The sequence below is a fragment of the Paracoccus sp. MC1854 genome (genome assembly GCF_014164635.1).
Classification (GTDB): Bacteria; Pseudomonadota; Alphaproteobacteria; order Rhodobacterales; family Rhodobacteraceae; genus Paracoccus.
On the sequence record NZ_JACJFU010000001.1, the window covers coordinates 93,735 to 113,227 of the forward strand.

Below are 19,493 nucleotides of genomic sequence, written 5' to 3' on the forward strand. Positions count from 1 at the left end.
CGCATCCGCGCCTGCGCCATCCGCCCCGCTTGCAAGCGCTGCCGCGGCTTGCGACAAGGCCGCATGACCCAAGCCATCCGCCCCGAACCGCAGCAAAGCCCGTCCAAGACCATCCTGCGCGCCCTTGCGGGCGAGCGCCAGCCGGTGCCTCCGATCTGGATGATGCGGCAGGCCGGGCGCTATCTGCCCGAATACCGCGCGACGCGGGCGCAGGCGGGGGATTTCCTCAAGCTCTGCTACAACCCGGACCTCGCGGCCGAGGTCACGCTGCAGCCCATCCGCCGCTTCGGCTTCGACGCGGCGATCCTGTTCGCCGACATCCTGCTGATCCCGCAGGCGCTGGGGATGGACCTCTGGTTCGTGACCGGCGAGGGGCCACGCCTGTCCACCATTACAACGCCCGAAGAACTGGCCGCGCTGAAACCGGCGGAGGCTATCCACGAGACGCTGGCGCCGGTCTACGAAACCGTCCGTATCCTGTCGCGCGAATTGCCGCGCGAGACGACTCTGATTGGTTTCGCGGGCGCGCCCTGGACGGTGGCGACCTACATGATCGCGGGCCGCGGCGGCCTGGAACAGGCGCCGGCGCATGCGCTGAAGGAAACGGACCGCGCGACCTTCCAGGGGATCATCGACCGTGTAACCGAGGCCACGATCCTTTACCTGTCCGCGCAGATCGAGGCCGGGGCCGAGGTCGTCAAGCTGTTCGACAGTTGGGCGGGCAGCCTGCGCGGGCAGGACTTCGACGATTTCGCCGTGGAACCCACCCGGAAGATCATCGCCGCTCTCAAGGAACGTCATCCGCATATCCCTGTCATCGCCTTCCCGCGCGAGGCGGGGGATCGCTACATCGGCTTTGCGAAAGTGACGGGGGCGGATTGCGTGGCGCTGGACAACTCGGTGTCCGCCGATTGGGCGGCGGAGCATGTTCAGCGTGACGGCTGCGTGCAAGGGAACCTCGCGCCGGGACACATGGTCACGGGCGGGCAGGCGCTGGTCGATGAGACCCGCGCCATTGTGCGGGCCTTCTCGGGCGGGCCGCACATCTTCAACCTCGGCCACGGGATCACGCCGGACGCGGACCCCGAGAACGTGGCGCTGATGATCCGCACGGTGCGCGAAGCCCGCTGAGCCGATGTGGATCGCCGCGACGCTGATCGCCTCGCTGGCGCAGACCGGACGCAACGCGGCGCAGGCAGGGCTGACTTCGCGCATCGGGACGATGGGCGCGACGGGGGTGCGGTTCCTGTTCGGGCTGCCCTTTGCCCTTCTGTTTCTCGGCCTGATAGCCTTGGTCGAGCCGCTGCCCCGGTTGAACGCCACCGCCTTCGGCTATGCCGCAACGGGAGCCGTGTCGCAGATCGCGGCGACGGCGCTGATGCTGACGGCCATGCAGCGGCGGGGCTTTGCCGTCGCCACCGCGCTGATCAAGACCGAGCCGGTGACGCTCGCCATCCTCGGCGCGGTGCTGCTGGCCGAGCCGCTGACCCCAGCCCGGCTTGGGGCCATCGCTGTGGCGACCACCGGTGTGCTGGCGATGTCGGGCAGTGGATGGCGGCGGGCCGGGCCGGGACCGGCGGCGCTCGCCATCCTTGCAGGAGGGCTGTTCGGCTTGTCAGCCATCGGCTTTCGCGGCGGCATCCTGTCGCTGCCCTCGGGCGGCGAGTTGATGCGGGCAACCACGATCCTCGTGCTGTCGCTGACGCTGCAAACGGTGCTGGTCGGCGCTTGGCTTGCCTCGCGCGACCGCCCTGCCTTGTGCGGAATGCTGGCTGCCTGGCGCGAGTCGCTGGGCGCAGGCTTCCTCGGGGCGCTGGCCTCGCAGTTCTGGTTCCTCGCTTTCGCGCTGGCGCCCGCTGCCAATGTGCGGACGCTGGCGCTGGTCGAGGTGGTCTTCGCCGCCGCCGTCTCGCGTCACCGGCGCGAGGCGATGGGCCCGCGCCAGCTTTCCGGCATGGCCCTGATCGTCGCGGGCGTGGTCGGGCTTCTGTGGACAACGCACTGAGGCATCAGACCCACTTCGCCATCGGCGGCAGGCTCATCAGCACGGCGTCGGGGTTGTGGCCTGTTTCCAGCCCGAACTTGGTGCCGCGGTCGTAGACGAGGTTGTATTCCGCGTAGAGGCCCCGGTGGATCAGTTGGGCATCCTTGTCCTGGGGCGTCCAGTCTTGCGCCATGCGATTCCGCGCCAAAGGCAGGAAGGCGGGCAGGAAGGCCTCGCCCACCGCGCGGGTGAAGGCGAAGTCGGCGGACCAGTCGCCCGTGTTCAGGTCGTCGTAGAAGATGCCGCCGACGCCGCGCGCACGGCCGCGATGGGGGATGAAGAAATACTCGTCCGCCCAAGCCTTGAAGCGGTCATAGTAATCGGCGCCGTGAGGAGTGCAGGCATCCCGCAGGGTAGCGTGGAAATGCGCGGTATCCTCGGGGTATTCGAGGCAGGGGTTCAGGTCCGACCCGCCCCCGAACCACCAGGCGCCTGGGGTCCAGAACATCCGCGTGTTCATGTGGACAGCGGGGGCGTGGGGGTTCTGCATGTGGGCGACAAGGCTGATGCCGCTGGCCCAGAAGCGCGGATCATCCTCGATCCCCGGCACGCCGCGAGCGGCCATGGCGGTCTGGGCGCGGGGGGCGAGCGTCCCGTGCACCTCGGACCAGTTGACGCCGACCTTCTCGAAGACGCGGCCCCCGCGCATCACCGACATGATGCCGCCGCCGCCATCCTCGGCCCGCTCGGTCAGGGTGATCTCGAACCGGCCGGGGGCGGTATCGCCCGGCCCTTCGTTCTCCAGTGCCTCGAAGGCCGTGGTAATGCGGTCGCGCAGGGCGCGGAACCAGTCGGAAGCCTCGCGGCGCTCGTCGCTCATGTCCATCGCCAGGGGCCTTTCGTGAATTGCGGCACCCACGGCGCCGCGCTAGGATTCAACCCGACCTGATTAGAGGTGCCGCCGATGAGCCGCAACCTGACCCTGACCGCGCTGGCCTGCCTGACGCTCGCCGCCTGCGGCACGCCGCAGGAACAGTGCATTTCCCGCAACACCGACGAATACCGCACGGTGTCCCGCCTGCTGGCCGAGGTCGAGGGGAACCTCGTGCGCGGCTATGCCTGGGACGAGCGGGTGGTGACGCGGACCGAGTTCGACTTCTGCCCGACGATCCGACGGAACCGCGACGGCGAGCGCGTGCTGGTGCAGCGTTCCTGCTGGCGCGACGTGGCCGACACCCAGCGGTTCCGGGTGCCGATCGATCCGCTTGTAGAGCAGCGCAAGGCCGCGAACCTGCGCGAAAGGGTCGCCGCGCTGCGCCCGAACGCCGAACGCGCCGTCGCCGCCTGCCGCGCCGCCTATCCCGAGGAAGGCTGACGCCTTTTCGGGCGCCCTGCCCCGGTCGCGGTGATGACCTTGAAGCGGTTGTCGCCGCCGATCTCCTGCACATTGGCGAAGAACTCGTTCAGCGCCGCCTCATAGGGCAGGTGCCGGTTCGCGACCATCCACAGCCGCCCCGCCCCGGTCAGCAGCCCGGCCGCGGCACGGATGAAACGCGCGCCCAGATGCGGGTCGGCCGCCCGGCCCTCGTGGAAGGGCGGGTTCATGACGACGCCGTTCACCGGCTCGGACAGGCGGAAGGTGGTGGCGTCGGCCCAGTGGAAGTGGGCGCGGGGGTCGGTCACGTTGCGACGGGCGCAATCCAGCGCGGCATGCTCGGCCTCGACCAGATGCAGCAACTCGACGCCGGGACGGGTCAGCACCTGCGCGGAAAGCCAGCCCCAGCCCGCACCCAGATCGACGATACGGGTCGGCAGACGTTCCGGCAGGCAGGCCGCCAGCGCCACGGAAGCCGGATCGGGGCCGTCCGCCGAAAAGACGCCGGGCGCGGTCACGAAGCCGCCGTCGATCATTCGTTTCGCGCTCTTCCACTCGGCGGGCAGCCAGTCGCCGCCGAGAACGGTCACGCGGAAGATCTTTCCATGCGCGCGGGACTGCACCTGATCCACCGGGGCAAGCGCCCGCATCTCGCGCAGCATGGCGTCAATGCCGTCGGTCTTCTGCCCGTCGATCCACAGCGCCGCGCCTTCGTCCAGCGCGGCGGCGGCGGCGGCGACACGCGCCCGGGCCTCGGCCCGCGCGCGGGGCAAGAAGACCACCGCGGCATCCGCCCGCCCCTCGACCGAGGTCAGCGCCCGGAATCCCTGCGCCGCAATCGAATCATAGGACGGGCGGAACCCCTGCACGACCGTCGTGCGGGCCGGATCAAAGTCCGCAAGATCCCCCGGTCCTGCCCCGATCAGCAGGACCGAGCCCTCGATGGGGTCGATCAGCTCAAGCCGAGAGCCCGCCACCTATTCCTTTTCCATTGTGCATTGCAGCGGATGCTGCTGGCGGCGGGCAAGTTCCATCACCTGCGCGACCTTGGTCTCGGCGATCTCGTGAGAAAAGACGCCGACCACGGCCACGCCCTTGCGGTGGACGGTCAGCATGATCTCGATCGCCTGGGCGTGTGTCATCCCGAACAGGCGTTCGAGGATATGGACGACGAACTCCATCGGGGTGAAGTCGTCGTTCAGCAGCAACACCTTGTAAAGCGGCGGGCGCTGGGTCTTTGGCTTGGTCTTGACCGCAATGCCTGACTCGTTCTGGCCATCGGAAGGCGAGTCGGTCATGCGCGGAAAATCGGGCGTCGACGTCACGGCGGCTTCTGTCCTGAACGGGCGGGTTGCCATGGAATATAGGACCGCGAAACGCCAAGTGAAAGCCTCTCGCCGCCAACAGGCCGCGCAAAACCTCCGGTTGTGGCAATTCTAAGGTTTTCGCAACTCAACCCCCGTGCTATCGTGAGTCTGTTAATCAAGGGTGTGCGATAAAGAACGCGCCCGCAGGCAGAGAGACCGGGACAGTGCAAATCCTTCACAGAACCCTGATCGCGGGGTGGCTTGTCTTCATGGCCGCCCTGATACCCCTGACGGCATCTGCCGCCCCCTTCGCCGCCCATGTCATGGACGGCAGGACAGGCAAGGAAATCTATTCGCAGAACGCGAATGCGCGGCTGCATCCGGCCTCGCTGACCAAGATGATGACGCTCTACATGGCCTTCACGGCGATCGAGCGGGGACAGGTCCGGCTGGATTCCCGGTTCACGGTGACAAAGCACGCGGCGGGGCAACCGCCCTCGCGTCTGGGCCTGCGGGCGGGCCAGCAGATCGAATTGCGCTACCTGATCCGCGCGGCGGCGGTGAAATCGGCCAACGACGCCGCCACCGCCATCGGCGAGGGGCTGGCGGGGTCCGAGGCGCGGTTCGGCCAGCAGATGACGGCGATGGCTCGGGCGCTGGGGATGAGCAACACCACTTTCCGCAATGCCAACGGGCTGACGCAGGACGGGCATTATTCCACCGCCCGCGACATGTCGGTGCTGGGGCGGCGGCTGTTCTATGACTTCCCGCAGTATTATTCGATCTTCTCGCGCCGCTCGGCGGATGCGGGGATCGCCACGGTCGCCAGCACCAACAAGCGGTTCCTTGACAGCTACCAGGGCGCGGATGGGATCAAGACCGGCTATACCCGCGCGGCGGGCTTCAACCTGACCGCATCGGCCCAGCGGGGGTCCAAGCGGATCATCGCCACGGTGATGGGCGGCCAGTCCACGGCGCAGCGCAACGCGGTCATGGCGCAGCTTCTGGACACCGGCTTCGGCAAGGCCCCTGCCCGGGTCAAGGAGATCCGGCCCGAGCCGCCCGAGTACATGGTCGAACGCAAGCGCAGCGTGCAGGTCGCCCGCAGCGCGCCGCCGGTCCCTTCGCCGGTCGCGGCCCGGCCCGTCAGGGGCTCGACCGTGCCGCTTGAACCCGAGCGCCGGCAGGCGACGGCGCCTGCGCCGGCCCAGGCGGCCCCCGTGGTCGCACAGGCCAGCGTCGGCTCTGCCCGCCCTGCCCGCCGGCCGGCTGCCGCTGCCGCTGCCGCTGCCGCCCCGGTCAGGCTGGCCGCCGCGGACCCGGCCGCCGTCGAGGCTGCCGTCGCAGGCGCCATCGTGGATGCCAGCCGGCCCGCCCCCGCCCCACGCAGCGGACCGGCCGCGATGGCCAAGGCGCCGCGCACCCCCGGCTCGACCTTTGTGGCGGCGGCAGCGCCGAAGCAGGACGCCGCGCCCTCGGCAGGCACCCGGCTGGCAGCGTCGGACAAGCCCGTGCGCAAGTCCGACACGGTGATCCTCGCCGCGATGGAGGAGGAAGGCGACCGCTCCGAACCCGAGGCGGTCGAGATCGTGTCCCGCCCCTCGACGCGTGGCCGCGGCAATCACGGCATCACGCTTGGCCGCTACAAGACCAAGGCCGAAGCCGAGCAGCTTCTGCTGCGGACCGCCCTGCAGGAAAGCGCGGTGCTGAACAACGCCAACCGCCATGTCGGCAACACCCCGAAAGGGTGGGAGGCGAACTTCTCGGGCCTGACCCGCGACGCGGCGAATCTTGCCTGCGAAAAGCTGGCTGCCCGCTCACAGCGCTGCAAGGTGCTGGGGAACTGAGCGACCGCTGCCGACGGTGACAAAGGCCCGGTGAGACCGGGCCTTTTTTCTTGCCGGTGCACGATCGTCAACGGCCCCCCGATACGCCGGAACAACTTCATTGCGCAGGAACACCGGCGTTTCCGGTCAAAGGCCGCCCTTTCCCGGATGTTCCGATGGATCAAGCTTGCCGCGCCCGATCAATGATCCCGGCAATGCGCCATTCGCCCCTTATGTTCCCCGTCACCGCAGAACCAGTTGGTCACGCGGGTATCCGCATCGCCTAGTCAAGCGGCAGGGCAACCCGGTGTCCTTCTTCATCGCACAAATATCTTCGGGGATCGTCGTATACGGCGATCGGGGCAGACAGCCTCCGGACCGGCGGTGCAACAAGCGTATGCGTCAGCCGCAGGGCCGCAACAGGATCATCGTGCCCTTGAAAGTCGTCACAGGTCAGATGCCGCATCTTCTTCAATCATGCCCCGCAGGCAGCCTTCACGGCTTGGGCCGGTCGTCCCATTCGTCGCTGAGGATGCGGTGCGCGTCGCCCTTGGGGTCCTCGTACTGCTTGTTCCGCAAGGTCCACAGGAACGCCACCAGCCCCAGCCCACCGAGGAACAGCGAGACGGGGATCAGGAACAGCAGCACCTCCATCAGCGGACCCTCAGCGCGTTCAGGGTGACGGCAATGGAACTCAGAGACATCGCCAGCGCAGCGATAAGAGGGGTCGCCAGCCCCGCCAGCGCGACCGGCACCGCGATGATGTTGTAGAAGCCGGACAGCGCGAAGTTTTCGCGGATGCGCCGGATCGACGAGCGCGCGACGCCCACGGCATCCGCGATCGGCCCCAAGTCCTTGCCGACCAGCACCATGTCCGACGCCACCCGTGCCGCGTCCAGCGCGCTTGCCGGCGAGATCGAGGCATGGGCCGAGGCCAGCGCCGCCGTGTCGTTCAGCCCGTCGCCGACCATCAGGACGTGCCGTCCTTCGGCCGAAAGCGAGGCCACCGCCGCCGCCTTCTCCTGCGGGGTCACGCCCGCGCGCCATTCCTCGACCCCCAGCCGCGCGGCGATGTCGGACACGGCACCCGCGCCGTCGCCCGACAGGATCATCACCCGCAGCCCGGCATGGCGCAACCGCGCCACGGTCTCGGCGGCGCCCGGCCGCAGGCTGTCGGTGAAGTCCATGCGGCTGACCCGCTTGCCGATCCGCAGCCAGGTCGCGGCACCCGGCGCGTCATCCGCAGCCCCGATCCAGTCGGCGCGGCCGAGCCGCACGAGTTGCCCTTGCCAGCGCCCCTCGACGCCGTGGCCGGGGATCTCGCGCAGGTCCTCGACCTTCGCCGCAGGCTCCTCGATGGCAGCAGCCAGCGCCCGGGACAGCGGATGGGCCGAGGCCCCGGCCAGTGCCGCCGCGAGCGCGCGGCTTTCGGCGTCCAGGCCGCCGTCGCCGGCAAGCTCCGGCGTGCCCATGGTCAGGGTGCCGGTCTTGTCGAAGATCACGGTATCGACTTCGGCCAGACGTTCCAGCGCGGTGCCGTCCTTGATGAGCAGCCCCTTGCGGAACAGCCGTCCCGAGGCGGTGGTCACGACTGCCGGCACCGCCAGCCCCAGGGCGCAGGGACAGGTGATGATCAGCACAGCCGCCGCCACGTTCAGCGCCACCCGCAGGTCGCCCGTCGCCCAGAGCCAGCCGAGGAAGCTGAAAAAGGCCAGCAGATGCACCGTCGGCGCATAGAAACGGCTCACCCGGTCGGCGATCGAGGTATAGCGCCCGCGCGCCGATTCCGCCGCCGCCACCAGCGCCGTCAGCCGCGACAGCGAACTGTCGCGCCCGGCCGCCGTCACCCGCAGGGTCAGGGGGCCGGTCAGGTTGACCTCGCCCGTCGACAGCGCGTCGCCGGGATGGGCTGCGACCGGGACGGACTCGCCCGTCAGCAGCGAGCGGTCGATTTCCGAGCCGCCCGCCGTCACCACCCCGTCCGCGGGGATGCGCCCGCCGGGACGCACCAGGATCAGGTCGCCCGCCTTGAGGTCGGACACCGGCACGGTTTCCTCGGCCCCGTCCTCAAGCCGGACCGCACGGGGCACCTCAAGCGCCGTCAGTTCCTCGGCGGCGGATCGCGCCACGGCGCGGCTGCGATAATCGAGGTAGCGCCCGATCAGCAGGAAGAAGCACAGCGTCACCGCGCCGTCGAAATAGGCGTGGCGGCCGCTGTTCAGCGTCTCGTAGATGGAAATCGCATTGGCGAGGATCAGCGCCAGCGAGATCGGCACGTCCATGCCAAGCCGCCCCGCCCGGACCGAGCGCCAGGCGTTCACGAAGAACGGCTTGCCCGCGAAGATCGTGGTCGGCACTGCGATGGCGCCCGCGATCCAGTGAAACAGGTCCCGCGTCGCCGCATCCGCCCCCGACCAGACGGCGATGGACAGGATCATCACGTTCATCATGGCAAAGCCCGAAACGCCGATCCGCATCAGCAGGTCGCGGCCCTGCCGGTCGGCGGCGGTGGCGCTGAACGCGCCGGGGTCAAGCTCATGCGCCTCGTAGCCGATGCGGTCGAGGACCGGGATCAGGTCCTCGGCGCGCAGCCCTTCGGCATCCACGACGACGCGGCGCAGCGACAGGTTCACCCGCGCGTCGCGCACCCCCGGCACAGCGGAAAGCGCGCGCTCGACATCGGTGATGCAGGCGGCGCAATGGGCCGTCGGCAGCGACAGGATCACGTCGCCCCGGACCGGCCCCGTGCGCGCCAGACGGCCCGCCAGAGGTGCCGCGTCACAGGCCGGGCAGGCGCTGAAGCGGCTTTCGAAATCCACCCGCGCGTCGGTCATTCCCTGACCCTGCTGCCCGAGAAATGGTCGATGCGCTGGCGGAACTCGGTCCCGTCCCAGGCCTTGGCCGTGACGTGGATGTTCCAGATGCCGGGGGCCAGTGCCAGGGGCGCGCGGAACAGCCCGTTCTCATAGATGAACTGCGGCACCTGGTCGTCGCGCACATGGGTGGGGCGGCCGACGGTCGCACTCAGCGACTGGACGCGGCCCGGGTTGCCTTGGGCGTCGCGGACCATCAGCGTCAACTCGCGCCCGTCATATTCCGGCGTGACCGTCCAGCCGAGCGCCGCCTGGGCTGCCCTTTCCCGGTCGAAGCGCTGCGAGGCGACATAGCTGTTCGGCGTTTCCAGCCCCGGAAAGGTGCTGACCGCCTTGAAGGCCATCAGCAGGTTGACCCCGACGATGACGCCGAAGGCGGTCAGCGTGATCGCCAGCACATGCCGCCCGGTCAGTTCCCGCGTCATCCTACCGCTCCGTTCCATGGAAGACCGTCTCGACCGCGGCACGGCGGCCCGAGTCCACGTCCTCGATCCACATCGTCAGAGGGGTCTGGCCGCTGGTCGCCAGCGCCGAGCCTGGCTCGGCCGTCAGGTAGACCCGCTGCTCGAAGGTCTGGTCCTGCGGCACCGCCACCGTGTCCCGCCCGCCTTCCAGCGTGATCTGTGCGTTTGGCAGCATCTCGCCCCCGGCAGTCTCGACGCCCACGGCGAAGGTCTTTTCTTCGCCCTGCATGTTGCGCAGCCGCAGCTCGTAGGTGTTGCGGATCGAGCCGTCGGACATGGTGACGTAAAGCGGGTTCCGCACCGGCGAGACATTCAGGTCGTAGGGCGCGCGCAGGAACAGCGCCACGATCAACCCGACGCCGATCGCGCCCCAGAGAGTGAAATACAGCAGCGGACGCGGACGCAGGACGTGCTTCCAGAGCGATTCGCCCTCTTGCCCGGTCTTCTCGGCATGCTCGTCCTTCAGCGCCATGTAGTCGATCAGCCCGCGCGGCTTGCCGATCCTAGCCATCACGTCGTCGCAGGCGTCGATGCACAGCGCGCAGGTGATGCATTCCAGTTGCTGGCCGTCGCGGATGTCGATCCCCATGGGGCAGACGTTCACGCAGGCAAGGCAGTCGATGCAGTCGCCCTTGGCGCCGGGGGGGATGTCGGACTTGGTCGGCTGACCCTTGGCGATCTTGCCACGAGGCTCACCCCGCCATTCGCGATAGGCGACGGTCAGGGTGTTCTCGTCCATCATGGCGCCCTGGATGCGGGGCCAGGGACAGGCGTAGATGCAGATCTGTTCGCGCGCGAAGCCGCCGAAGAAGAAGGTGGTCGCGGTCATGATGCCAATGGTGATATAGGCGACAGGATGGGCGTTCAGCGTCACGAGGTCACGCAGCAGCGTCGGCGCATCGGCGAAGTAAAAGACCCAGGCGCCGCCGGTCAGCAGGCCGATCAGCAGCCAGGCCGCCCATTTGGTCGCGCGCAGGCGGACCTTGCGGGCATCCCAGCCCTGCTCATACAGGCGGATGCGGGCGTTGCGGTCGCCCTCGATCCGGCGCTCGACCATCATGAAGAGGTCGGTCCAGACGGTCTGCGGGCAGAAATAGCCGCACCAGACCCGGCCCAGGACCGAAGTGAACAGGAACAGCCCAAGCCCCGCCATGATGAGAAGGCCGGCGACGAAATAGAATTCGTGCGGCCAGATCTCGATCCAGAAGAAGAAGAAGCGTCGGTTGGCCAGATCCACCAGAACCGCCTGGTCGGGCATCCCGGGCCCCCGGTCCCAGCGAATCCAGGGGGTGATGTAATAGATGCCCAGCGTCAACGCCATCAGCACCCACTTGAGATTGCGGAAGTTGCCCCTGACCCGGCGCGGGAAGATCGGCTCGCGCGCCGCGTAAAGGCGGGGGGGTTCCTGCTCGACGGTGGACATATGCGACTCCTGATGTGCAGGGGCGGGCCCTGCAGCGGTGGCCTTGACCTCCATCAAGTGCCAGCAGCCTGCCATATATGGCACAAGCAGGCCGGCTTTTCAGGGACTGTTTGTCGCACCCCCTGCATGATTCATGCAAGAGGACGCGAGCCGGTTCGTCAAGGGCGGCCTCCCGAAAGTGGACAGAGGAACCGCAACGCCGGCCCGGCGCGCCTGTCAGGGCCGCGCCGGGCCGGCGAATGAGGCCAAGGTCACTCGCCGCCGCCGAGTCCGTGGACATAGGTCGCGACGGCGCGGATGTCGGATTCGCTCAGCCGGTCCGACCAGGCGGGCATCACGCCGAAGGGTCCGTCGTGGATGACCCGACGGATGGTCGCCTCGTCGCCGCGACCGTCCACGTTGTACATCCACACCGCATCCGCGAGGTTCGGCGCCCCCTGGCTGCGGTCGCCGGTGCCGTCCTCCATGTGGCAGGCCACGCAGTTCTCCTCGTAGACCACGGCGCCATCGGCGGCGGCGGGTTCGTCATGGGGCAGGTCGGACAGGGACAGCACATATTGCGTGACCTGGTCGATCTGCTGGTCGTCGAGGATGCCGTCAACGCCGAAGCGGGGCATTTCCGAATAGCGGGTGTCGGGATCGTCCGGGCTGCGGATGCCGTGCAGCAGCGTCAGGTGGATGTCCTCGATGGTGCCGCCCCACAGCCAGTCGTTGTCCAGCAGGTTCGGATAGCCGGGGTTCCCCGCCGCCCCCGCGCCGTGGCACTGGGCGCAATAGGTGCGGAAGATCGAGGCGCCCGCGTTGTTGGAAAAGTTCAGCAATTCGGGGTCGCCGGTGATCTCGGTCAGATCGACCGAGGCAAGGCGGGTCTCGATCGGCGCGTTCGCCTCGTCGAAGCGGCGCATCTCGGCCTCGACGTCGTCGCGCTGGGTGGTGCCAAGGACGCCGCGGGTGAAGTCGTTCACCAGCGGGACCGCAGGATAGGCGATGACGTAGCCCACCGCCCAGATGATGGTGGCGTAGAAGGTCCAGAGCCACCAGCGCGGCAGCGGGTTGTCGTATTCCTCGATCCCGTCCCAAGCGTGGCCGGTGGACTTGACCTCGACGACGTTCTTGCCCACGCGGCGCGTGATCTTGCGGCGCGGCTCGCGTTCCGACCGCGGCTTCACCCCGGTCAGCACCTCGGGCATGTTCTCGAGGATCTGCTCGGCGTTTTCCTGGTCCGCCGCGCGCCGTTCCACCGAGATGCGGTTCTCGGGGTTGGCGGGCGACTCGTGCGGATCGTTGATGTCCGCGCCGATGTTCTCGGCCACCTCGCGTTCGCGCGGGGTCGGCCTCTCGTCCCGGGGCGGGTTCTCGTCTTTGGGATCGGCCATCACTCGCCCTCCTTGCGGTCCACCCTGGCCTTTTCGTCTGGCTCGGGGGCGGGTTTCGTCTCGTTGCGGAAGATGCTTTCGGCGGCGTCCCGGTGCAGCCGGCGCGAGCCCGGCCGCCACACGAACAGGACCACGCCGATGAACACCAGTGTCAGGGCCAGCAGCACCCAGCTGTCGGCGAACTGGCGCAGGAAGGAATAGCGGTCCATTCCCCCTGCGCCCTCAGCGGTGCTGTTCCGGCTGGAAGGTCGAGAAATCGACCATCGTGCCGAGAACCTGCAGATAGGCGATGATCGCGTCCATCTCGGTCACGCCCGCCTGCCGGTCGAAGTTGCGCGCCTGCGCGCCCGGATAGCGCTCCTCCAGCCCCGAAGGGTCGAGGTCGGGGTCCGCCTGCGCAAGGAAATCGGCGCGGGCCTCGGCGACCATTTCTTCGGAATAGGGCACGCCCACGCGGCGGTCGGCGATCAGCCGGTCCGCGATATAAGTCGGGTCGATGTGCCGGTCGCGCAGGAAGCCGTAGCCCGGCATGATCGATTCCGGCACCACCGAGCGCGGGTCCACCATGTGGTCGATGTGCCATTCGTCCGAATAGCGCCCCCCCACGCGGGCGAGGTCCGGCCCGGTGCGCTTGGACCCCCACTGGAACGGGTGGTCATACATCGATTCCGCGGCAAGGCTGTAATGGCCGTAGCGTTCGACCTCGTCCCGCATCGGGCGGATCATCTGGCTGTGGCAGACATAGCAGCCCTCGCGGACATAGATGTCGCGCCCGGTCAGTTCCAAGGGGGTGTAGGGGCGCATCCCCTCCACCTCCTCGATGGTGTTTTCCAGGTAGAACAGGGGCGCGATCTGGACGATGCCGCCGATGGTCACCACGAGGAACGAGAACACCAGAAGCAGCGTCGCGTTCTTTTCGAGGATCTTGTGGTGGTCGAGAAGTGCCATGGAAGATCCCCTTTATTCGGCCGGAACGGCAACGCGATCGGACGCGATGCGCGGCTGTTTGGCGACCGTCGCCCACAGGTTCCAGGCCATGATGATCCCGCCCGCGAGGAAGAACACCCCGCCCAGCGTCCGCACGACCAGCATCGGATATTTGGCGATGACGGTATCGGCGAAGGCGTTGACCAGGAAGCCCTGGCTGTCGACCTCGCGCCACATCAGCCCCTCCATGATGCCCGAGACCCACATCGAGGCGGCGTAAAGCACCAGCCCGATGGTCGCGAGCCAGAAGTGCCAGCTTACGGCGGCGGTCGAATACAGCCGCTCGCGCCCCCAGAGCCGCGGCGTCAGATAGTAGAGCGCGCCGAAGGTGATCATGCCGTTCCAGCCCAGAGCGCCGGAATGGACATGGCCGATGGTCCAGTCGGTGTAATGCGACAGCGAGTTCACGGCCTTGATCGACATCATCGGCCCCTCGAAGGTCGCCATGCCGTAGAAGCCGACGGCCACGACCATCATCCGCAGGATCGGGTCGGTGCGCAGCTTGTCCCAGGCGCCCGACAGGGTCATCAGCCCGTTGATCATGCCGCCCCAGGACGGCATCCACAGCATGATGGAAAACACCATGCCCAGCGTCGCGGCCCATTCCGGCAGCGCCGTGTAATGCAAGTGGTGCGGACCCGCCCAGATATACATGAAAATCAGCGCCCAGAAGTGGATGATCGACAGCTTGTAGCTGTAGACCGGACGCTCGGCCTGCTTGGGGATGAAGTAATACATCATCCCGAGGAACCCGGCCGTCAGGAAGAAGCCCACCGCGTTGTGGCCGTACCACCACTGCGTCATCGCGTCCTGCACGCCCGCGAACAGCGGCACCGACTTGGACCCGAAGATGCTGACCGGCATCGCCAGGTTGTTGACGATGTGCAGCATCGCGATGGTCACGATGAAGGACAGGTAGAACCAGTTGGCGACGTAGATGTGCGGCTCGCGCCGCTTCATGATCGTGCCGAGGTAGATCATCAGGTAGACGACCCAGACGATCGTCAGCCACAGGTCCACGTACCATTCGGGTTCGGCGTATTCCTTGGAATGGCTCGCGCCCAGGATATAGCCGGTCGCTGCCAGGACGATGAACAGGTTGTAGCCCCAGATCACGAACCAGGCCGCGTTGCCGCCCCAGAGCCGCGTCGCGCAGGACCGCTGGACGACGTAGAACGAGGTCGCGATCAGCGCATTGCCCCCGAAGGCAAAGATCACCGCCGAGGTGTGCAGGGGGCGCAGCTTGCCGAAGTTGGTGAAGCCCTGCAGCGCGTCCGAGAAGTTGAGCGACGGCCAGGCAAGCTGCGCCGCGATGATGACGCCGACCAGGAAGCCCACGACGCCCCACAGGGCGGTCGCGATGACGCCCACGCGGATCGGGCCGTCAAGATATTCGTTCTGCGCGCCCGCGACCGCCAGCGTGCGGTTCGGGTCGTCCATGTGGCGCAGAACCCAGATGAATGTCAGCCCGGCGGCCAGCATGACCGTCAGCGCATTGACCTGATAGGCCAGATCGCGCGCATAGTTGGCCGCGATCGCGGCGAACACCGCGATCAAGCCAAGCACGATCAGCTTCAAGCTATCCCACATCGTGTTGGTGTCCTTTGTCTCGCAACAGCACGGCCGAATCGCCCTGCGGCGATCCGGCAAACCGTCTTGGCCATGTCCTCTATTGAGCGAATGTTTACGAAACCTTGATCTGCGTCAACAAAACCAGTGGCTAGGGCGGCATACTGTCGCGGGCAACCTTTGCCGAAAGGGCCGCCCCAGAAGAAGGATCAGGCGCATGGGCTACAAGACCATCCTCACCGTCATCACCCAGCCGGACCAGAAGCGGCAGATCGAGGCCGCCGTGGCGATCGCCCGGCGCGAGGACGCACATCTCGAAGTCTTCGCGGTGGGGGTAGACCACACCCAGACCGGCTATTACTATGCCGGCGCCTCGGCCTATGTCTTCCAGGAGGCGATCGACCGCGCCATGGCCGCAGCCGAGACGCTGGAAGCCGAGGTCCGCGCCGAGCTTGCCCCCGAGGACATCCGATGGTCGGTCGAAAGCGCGGTGGCGCAGATGGGCGGCGTGTCCACGCTGATCGCGATGCGGGCGCGCTTTGCCGACCTCGTGGTGCTGGAAAAGCCCTACGGCACCCATGCCGCGCGCGACAGCGAGGCGGCGCTGGAGGCCACGCTGTTCGAAGGCGGCGCCCCGGTCCTGGTGCTGCCGCATGAAACCGTGACGGTCGAGAACATCGGCAGGCGGGTGCTGGTCGCCTGGAACCAGTCGGACGAGGCGCTGCACGCCGTCCGCCGCGCCCTGCCTGTCCTGAAGGCCGCCGAGGCGGTCGAGATCGCGGTGGTGGACCCCTCGCCCCACTCGCCCGAAGGCTCGGACCCCGGCGGCAAGCTCTGCCAGATGCTGACGCGCCACGGCGTCAAGGCCGAGATCGCGGTGCTGGCCAAGACCCTGCCGACCGTGTCCGAGGTGCTGAACCGCCGCGGTGTGGAAACAGGGGCCGACCTGATCGTGATGGGCGCCTACAGCAAGTCGCGGCTGCGCGAGGCGATCATGGGCGGCGCGACGCGGCACATGCTGGAACGCGCGACCCTGCCGGTGCTGATGGCGCGCTGATCCGCGCGGCGGCCCTCAGCTCAGCGGGCCGCCGTCGGCATCGTCGCCGCTTTCCAGCACCAGCCGGTGGAAATCGGGCACGGTGATCCGCCGCGTGCCTTCCAGCGCGATCACCCCGTCGCGCCGGAGGGCCGAGATCTGGCGGCTGACCGTCTCGATGGTCAGGCCGAGATAGTCGGCCATGGTTTCGCGCGTCAGGGGCAGTTCGATCTCGACCCGGCCCTGCGGGCGGGACTGGCGCAGCACCGCGCCGCGCCGCGCCAGCGCCGCAAGGAAGGACGCGATCTTCTCGCGCGCCGACTTGCGGCCCAGAAGCAGCAGCCATTCCCGCGCGGCGTCCAGATCGTCCAGCGTCATGTCCAGCAGCCGCGCGGCGACGCGTGGGCTGGACCGCAGCAGTTCCTCGAAGGGCTTGCGGCGGAAGCAGCAGAGCAGCAGGTCCGACAGCGCCGTGACGGCATAGGTCGAGGTCTCGCGCCCCGGCCGGCCCAGGAAGTCCGAGGGCAGCAGCAGCCCCACCATCTGGGTGCGCCCGTCCTCCATCGTCTGCGACAGCCCGGCCACGCCCGAGACGACCGAGCCCACGAAATCCATTCGTTCGCCCGCCAGCGCCACGACCTGCCCCGCCTCGTAGCGGCGGTAGTATTTGGTGGCGTCCAGCCGGTCCAGTTCCGGCGCCTCGCAACTGGCGCAGACGGCCCGATAGCGGATCGGGCAATCCTCGCAGGGAACCTGCAGCGACCGGCACGAAGCCTCGGAACCGAGTTTGACCTGCATCAATGTTCTGCCCCGCTTTCGGTGGCATCCCTATGGCCATGGAACAGGAATCGCAACTGACGCGGCTGGGGCTGTTTGACGCGCGGGTGCCGCGCTATACGTCCTACCCCACCGCCCCGCATTTCAAGCTCTCCGTGGGACCGGCCGGTTTCACTGACTGGATCCACGCGATCCCGGCGGGCGCGTCGATCTCGCTTTACATGCATGTGCCCTTCTGCCGCAGGCTCTGCTGGTTCTGCGCCTGCCGCACGCAGGGCACCCAGTCCGACGCCCCGGTACGCGCCTATGCCGACATCCTGCTGGCGGAACTGGAGCTGCTGAAGGCGAACCTCGCCCCCGGCGTGCGCCTGTCGCGGCTGCACTGGGGCGGCGGCACGCCGACGCTGATGCCCCCCGACATGATGCGGCGCGTGGCGGGCGCGGTGTTCGACGCCTTCCCGCTGGCGGAAGGGGCCGAGTTCTCGGTCGAGATCGATCCCAACGAGATCGACGAAGCGCGTATGGACGCGCTGGCGGAATACGGGCTGACCCGCGCCTCGATCGGGGTGCAGGACTTCGACCCCGAGATCCAGAAGACCATCGGTCGCGAGCAGAGCTTCGAGATCACAGCCGAGGCTGTTCGGATGATCCGCAAGCGCGGCATCAGAAGCCTGAACACCGACATCCTTTACGGGTTGCCCCACCAGACGCCGCACCGGATCGCGGATTCGATCCAGAAGCTGATGGCGCTGTCGCCTGACCGGATCGCGCTTTACGGCTATGCCCATGTGCCGTGGATGGCCAAGCGGCAGGTCATGATCCCCGAGGACGCCTTGCCCGATGCCCCGGCCCGCCTGCGGCTGTTCGAGGTCGCCCGAGACCTGCTGGTGGCCGACGGCTATGACGAGATCGGTATCGACCACTTCGCCCGCCCCGGCGACGGGCTGGCGGTGGCGCAGAAGGCGGGCCTGCTGCGCCGGAACTTCCAGGGCTACACCGACGACCAGGCGCAGGTGCTGGTCGGCATGGGCGCCTCCTCCATCTCGCGCTTCCCGCAGGGCTATGCGCAGAACGCCCCCGCGACCGGCGCCCATGTCAAGGCGATCCGCGAGGGGCGCTTCTCGACCACCAAGGGCCATGTCTTCACCCCCGAGGACATCTGGCGCGCCCGCATGATCGAGGCGCTGATGTGCGACTTCCGCATCTCGGCCGATGAGTTCACCCGTGACCACGGCTTCACTGCCGAGGCGCTGGCCGCGCTGTTCGCTCCGGTCAAGGCACAGTTCGGCGAGATGGTGACGGTGGATGCCGAGGGCCTGTCGATCCCGGAACGCGGCCGCCCGCTGACCCGCATGATCGCGCGGATGTTCGACGGCTACGAGATGGAGGCCAAGGGCCACAGCCCAGCCATCTGATACGCCGGACCGGGGCCTTGCCCCGGACCCCAGGATATTTCCAGCCGAAAGACCAGAGTCGCAACCCCCTTCGCTGATCTGTCTTTCGGCCCCAAATATCCCCGCCGGAGGCGCCGGAGCCTTGCCGCAGGCGCCTCGTCCGAGGCCCTATCGGCCCAGCTTGGCGTGGACCTCGTCCAGATCGACCTCGCCCTTCGGCATCTTGCTGTCGGGATTGTCGAAGTCATAGCGGAACAACTGGAAATCCTTCTTGTAGATTTCCCAGACCAGGTGTCGCGACAGGTCGTCGAAATACTCGCTGACCTTGTGCAGCCGCTTCGGTCCATGCCCTTCGGATTCGTTGAAGCGCGGCACCTCGTTCACGTCCAGCTTCACCGGCGTCTCGGCTGCGTCCAAGACCTTCTGCATCCCCTCGTTAAACTTCTCGGTGAAGAAGATCCGGTCATAGCGGCCGCCGTTCACGATGAAGGTCGCGATGTGGCCGGACATGGCCGACCAATGGATGTCCGGCTCCATCGGGCGGCGCCAGCGGATGGTGTCGCGGGCGAACAGAAGGAAGCGGCGGAAGCTGGTCACCTGGTCGAAATCGAAGTTGTCCTCGGGCGAGCCGACCTCGACCCCGTAGCGTTGCATGATCTGCGGGATCATGTTGCCGCGGTAGCGCTTGCCGTTGCGCTGGATGCCCGCGATCTTGTCGAAGAAAGACGACAGGATCCGCGCGTAAGGGTTGCGGACGCAGGTGAAGGACACGGGCTTGCGCACCTTCACCGCCCGGTCGATCGCCTCCTGGCTGTTGTCCTGGTTCCACTTGTGCAGACCACCGGTCGAGTCGTGGATGTCGCCGTCGAAGTAGCGGCCGTGGTCCGAAAAGAACATGATCTGCCCGATGGTCGAGCAGGCGCATTTCGGCACCACCCGGTAGGCCATGCTTTCGCTTTCGGTCATCCAGGTGCCGGGAAAAGCCATGGCGTGAGTCCCCTGTCAGTTGAGCGGCTTGTCCCTGCCCATAAAATCGTTATGCAGCCAAGGCAACTCGCGACGCTGGATTTGTCACGATCAGGCAAGTGTTCCGCCGATGGTC

At 67.6% G+C, this 19,493-nt stretch carries 19 protein-coding genes; 6 read left to right on the forward strand and 13 right to left on the reverse strand.

Annotation, left to right across the window (positions count from 1 at the left end):
* Positions 1-63: 63 nt before the first annotated feature.
* On the forward strand, positions 64-1,131 hold the full coding sequence (hemE, locus tag H5395_RS00460; protein WP_182790561.1) for a uroporphyrinogen decarboxylase: 1,068 nt from the start codon (positions 64-66) through the stop codon (positions 1,129-1,131).
* Between the two features lie 4 nt (positions 1,132-1,135).
* Positions 1,136-2,005 carry a DMT family transporter gene (locus tag H5395_RS00465; RefSeq protein ID WP_182790562.1) on the forward strand — a complete coding sequence of 290 codons (870 nt, stop codon included), beginning with the start codon at positions 1,136-1,138 and terminating at the stop codon, positions 2,003-2,005.
* 4 nt (positions 2,006-2,009) lie between these two features.
* On the opposite strand, the gene hemF is transcribed toward H5395_RS00465, so the two are convergent.
* A complete protein-coding gene (gene hemF, locus H5395_RS00470) occupies positions 2,010-2,870 on the reverse strand; it encodes an oxygen-dependent coproporphyrinogen oxidase (RefSeq protein ID WP_182790563.1) in 861 nt (286 codons plus the stop codon).
* A gap of 78 nt (positions 2,871-2,948) precedes the next feature.
* Here hemF and H5395_RS00475 point away from each other — a divergent pair, with 78 nt between their 5' ends.
* The gene (locus H5395_RS00475; protein WP_182790564.1) at positions 2,949-3,359 is read left to right on the forward strand and encodes a hypothetical protein; all 411 of its coding nucleotides are present in this window, start codon (positions 2,949-2,951) and stop codon (positions 3,357-3,359) included.
* Here the strand turns inward: H5395_RS00475 and H5395_RS00480 are convergent.
* Positions 3,341-4,336 carry a methyltransferase gene (locus H5395_RS00480; RefSeq protein WP_182790565.1) on the reverse strand — a complete coding sequence of 332 codons (996 nt, stop codon included), beginning with the start codon at positions 4,334-4,336 and terminating at the stop codon, positions 3,341-3,343. The genes H5395_RS00475 and H5395_RS00480 overlap by 19 nt on opposite strands.
* Positions 4,337-4,657: an ATP-dependent Clp protease adapter ClpS gene (gene clpS / locus H5395_RS00485; RefSeq protein WP_182790831.1), complete on the reverse strand. Its 321-nt coding sequence runs from the start codon at positions 4,655-4,657 to the stop codon at positions 4,337-4,339.
* 278 nt (positions 4,658-4,935) lie between these two features.
* Between clpS and H5395_RS00490 the strand changes: the two genes are divergently transcribed.
* Positions 4,936-6,513: a D-alanyl-D-alanine carboxypeptidase family protein gene (locus H5395_RS00490; protein WP_182790566.1), complete on the forward strand. Its 1,578-nt coding sequence runs from the start codon at positions 4,936-4,938 to the stop codon at positions 6,511-6,513.
* A 474-nt stretch (positions 6,514-6,987) separates the two neighbouring features.
* Here the strand turns inward: H5395_RS00490 and ccoS are convergent, their stop codons facing one another.
* From ccoS to ccoN, 8 genes are all read right to left on the reverse strand, one after another.
* Positions 6,988-7,146: a cbb3-type cytochrome oxidase assembly protein CcoS gene (ccoS, locus tag H5395_RS00495; protein WP_182790567.1), complete on the reverse strand. Its 159-nt coding sequence runs from the start codon at positions 7,144-7,146 to the stop codon at positions 6,988-6,990.
* The gene (locus tag H5395_RS00500) at positions 7,146-9,326 is read right to left on the reverse strand and encodes a heavy metal translocating P-type ATPase (RefSeq protein ID WP_182790568.1); all 2,181 of its coding nucleotides are present in this window, start codon (positions 9,324-9,326) and stop codon (positions 7,146-7,148) included. Before H5395_RS00500 ends, ccoS begins: the two co-directional genes overlap by 1 nt.
* Positions 9,323-9,790 carry a FixH family protein gene (locus H5395_RS00505; protein WP_182790569.1) on the reverse strand — a complete coding sequence of 156 codons (468 nt, stop codon included), beginning with the start codon at positions 9,788-9,790 and terminating at the stop codon, positions 9,323-9,325. The genes H5395_RS00500 and H5395_RS00505 overlap by 4 nt, the downstream gene beginning before the upstream one ends.
* 1 nt (position 9,791) lies before the next feature.
* Positions 9,792-11,252, reverse strand: coding sequence for a cytochrome c oxidase accessory protein CcoG (ccoG, locus tag H5395_RS00510; RefSeq protein WP_182790570.1), 1,461 nt, complete (start codon positions 11,250-11,252; stop codon positions 9,792-9,794).
* Positions 11,253-11,503: 251 nt separating this feature from the next.
* On the reverse strand, positions 11,504-12,385 hold the full coding sequence (gene ccoP / locus H5395_RS00515) for a cytochrome-c oxidase, cbb3-type subunit III (RefSeq protein WP_234450944.1): 882 nt from the start codon (positions 12,383-12,385) through the stop codon (positions 11,504-11,506).
* Positions 12,386-12,627: 242 nt separating this feature from the next.
* A complete protein-coding gene (locus H5395_RS00520) occupies positions 12,628-12,837 on the reverse strand; it encodes a cbb3-type cytochrome c oxidase subunit 3 (protein WP_182790572.1) in 210 nt (69 codons plus the stop codon).
* Positions 12,838-12,850: 13 nt separating this feature from the next.
* Positions 12,851-13,576 carry a cytochrome-c oxidase, cbb3-type subunit II gene (ccoO, locus tag H5395_RS00525; protein ID WP_182790573.1) on the reverse strand — a complete coding sequence of 242 codons (726 nt, stop codon included), beginning with the start codon at positions 13,574-13,576 and terminating at the stop codon, positions 12,851-12,853.
* Between the two features lie 12 nt (positions 13,577-13,588).
* A complete protein-coding gene (gene ccoN, locus H5395_RS00530) occupies positions 13,589-15,205 on the reverse strand; it encodes a cytochrome-c oxidase, cbb3-type subunit I (protein ID WP_182790574.1) in 1,617 nt (538 codons plus the stop codon).
* Between the two features lie 196 nt (positions 15,206-15,401).
* Here ccoN and H5395_RS00535 point away from each other — a divergent pair, with 196 nt between their 5' ends.
* The gene (locus tag H5395_RS00535) at positions 15,402-16,241 is read left to right on the forward strand and encodes a universal stress protein (RefSeq protein ID WP_182790575.1); all 840 of its coding nucleotides are present in this window, start codon (positions 15,402-15,404) and stop codon (positions 16,239-16,241) included.
* A 15-nt stretch (positions 16,242-16,256) separates the two neighbouring features.
* Here the strand turns inward: H5395_RS00535 and fnrL are convergent, their stop codons facing one another.
* On the reverse strand, positions 16,257-17,018 hold the full coding sequence (gene fnrL, locus H5395_RS00540) for a transcriptional regulator FnrL (RefSeq protein ID WP_182790576.1): 762 nt from the start codon (positions 17,016-17,018) through the stop codon (positions 16,257-16,259).
* Between the two features lie 38 nt (positions 17,019-17,056).
* Between fnrL and hemN the strand changes: the two genes are divergently transcribed.
* Positions 17,057-18,412 (forward strand): oxygen-independent coproporphyrinogen III oxidase, encoded by a 1,356-nt coding sequence (hemN, locus tag H5395_RS00545; protein ID WP_182790832.1) that lies wholly within the window; start codon positions 17,057-17,059, stop codon positions 18,410-18,412.
* Positions 18,413-18,559: 147 nt separating this feature from the next.
* On the opposite strand, the gene H5395_RS00550 is transcribed toward hemN, so the two are convergent.
* Positions 18,560-19,378, reverse strand: a complete 819-nt coding sequence (locus tag H5395_RS00550) for a sulfotransferase family protein (RefSeq protein WP_182790577.1) — start codon at positions 19,376-19,378, stop codon at positions 18,560-18,562.
* Positions 19,379-19,493 lie beyond the last annotated feature (115 nt).

Excerpts from the sequence above, each read along its gene's own strand:
- hemE (WP_182790561.1), top strand. The coding sequence starts at position 64 with ATGACCCAAGCCATCCGCCCCGAACCGCAGCAAAGCCCGTCCAAGACC.
- H5395_RS00465 (WP_182790562.1), top strand. The coding sequence starts at position 1,136 with ATGTGGATCGCCGCGACGCTGATCGCCTCGCTGGCGCAGACCGGACGC.
- hemF (WP_182790563.1), bottom strand. The coding sequence starts at position 2,870 with ATGGACATGAGCGACGAGCGCCGCGAGGCTTCCGACTGGTTCCGCGCC.
- H5395_RS00475 (WP_182790564.1), top strand. The coding sequence starts at position 2,949 with ATGAGCCGCAACCTGACCCTGACCGCGCTGGCCTGCCTGACGCTCGCC.
- clpS (WP_182790831.1), bottom strand. The coding sequence starts at position 4,657 with ATGACCGACTCGCCTTCCGATGGCCAGAACGAGTCAGGCATTGCGGTC.
- H5395_RS00490 (WP_182790566.1), top strand. The coding sequence starts at position 4,936 with ATGGCCGCCCTGATACCCCTGACGGCATCTGCCGCCCCCTTCGCCGCC.
- ccoS (WP_182790567.1), bottom strand. The coding sequence starts at position 7,146 with ATGGAGGTGCTGCTGTTCCTGATCCCCGTCTCGCTGTTCCTCGGTGGG.
- H5395_RS00500 (WP_182790568.1), bottom strand. The coding sequence starts at position 9,326 with ATGACCGACGCGCGGGTGGATTTCGAAAGCCGCTTCAGCGCCTGCCCG.
- H5395_RS00505 (WP_182790569.1), bottom strand. The coding sequence starts at position 9,790 with ATGACGCGGGAACTGACCGGGCGGCATGTGCTGGCGATCACGCTGACC.
- ccoG (WP_182790570.1), bottom strand. The coding sequence starts at position 11,252 with ATGTCCACCGTCGAGCAGGAACCCCCCCGCCTTTACGCGGCGCGCGAG.
- H5395_RS00520 (WP_182790572.1), bottom strand. The coding sequence starts at position 12,837 with ATGGACCGCTATTCCTTCCTGCGCCAGTTCGCCGACAGCTGGGTGCTG.
- ccoO (WP_182790573.1), bottom strand. The coding sequence starts at position 13,576 with ATGGCACTTCTCGACCACCACAAGATCCTCGAAAAGAACGCGACGCTG.
- ccoN (WP_182790574.1), bottom strand. The coding sequence starts at position 15,205 with ATGTGGGATAGCTTGAAGCTGATCGTGCTTGGCTTGATCGCGGTGTTC.
- H5395_RS00535 (WP_182790575.1), top strand. The coding sequence starts at position 15,402 with ATGGGCTACAAGACCATCCTCACCGTCATCACCCAGCCGGACCAGAAG.
- fnrL (WP_182790576.1), bottom strand. The coding sequence starts at position 17,018 with ATGCAGGTCAAACTCGGTTCCGAGGCTTCGTGCCGGTCGCTGCAGGTT.
- hemN (WP_182790832.1), top strand. The coding sequence starts at position 17,057 with ATGGAACAGGAATCGCAACTGACGCGGCTGGGGCTGTTTGACGCGCGG.
- H5395_RS00550 (WP_182790577.1), bottom strand. The coding sequence starts at position 19,378 with ATGGCTTTTCCCGGCACCTGGATGACCGAAAGCGAAAGCATGGCCTAC.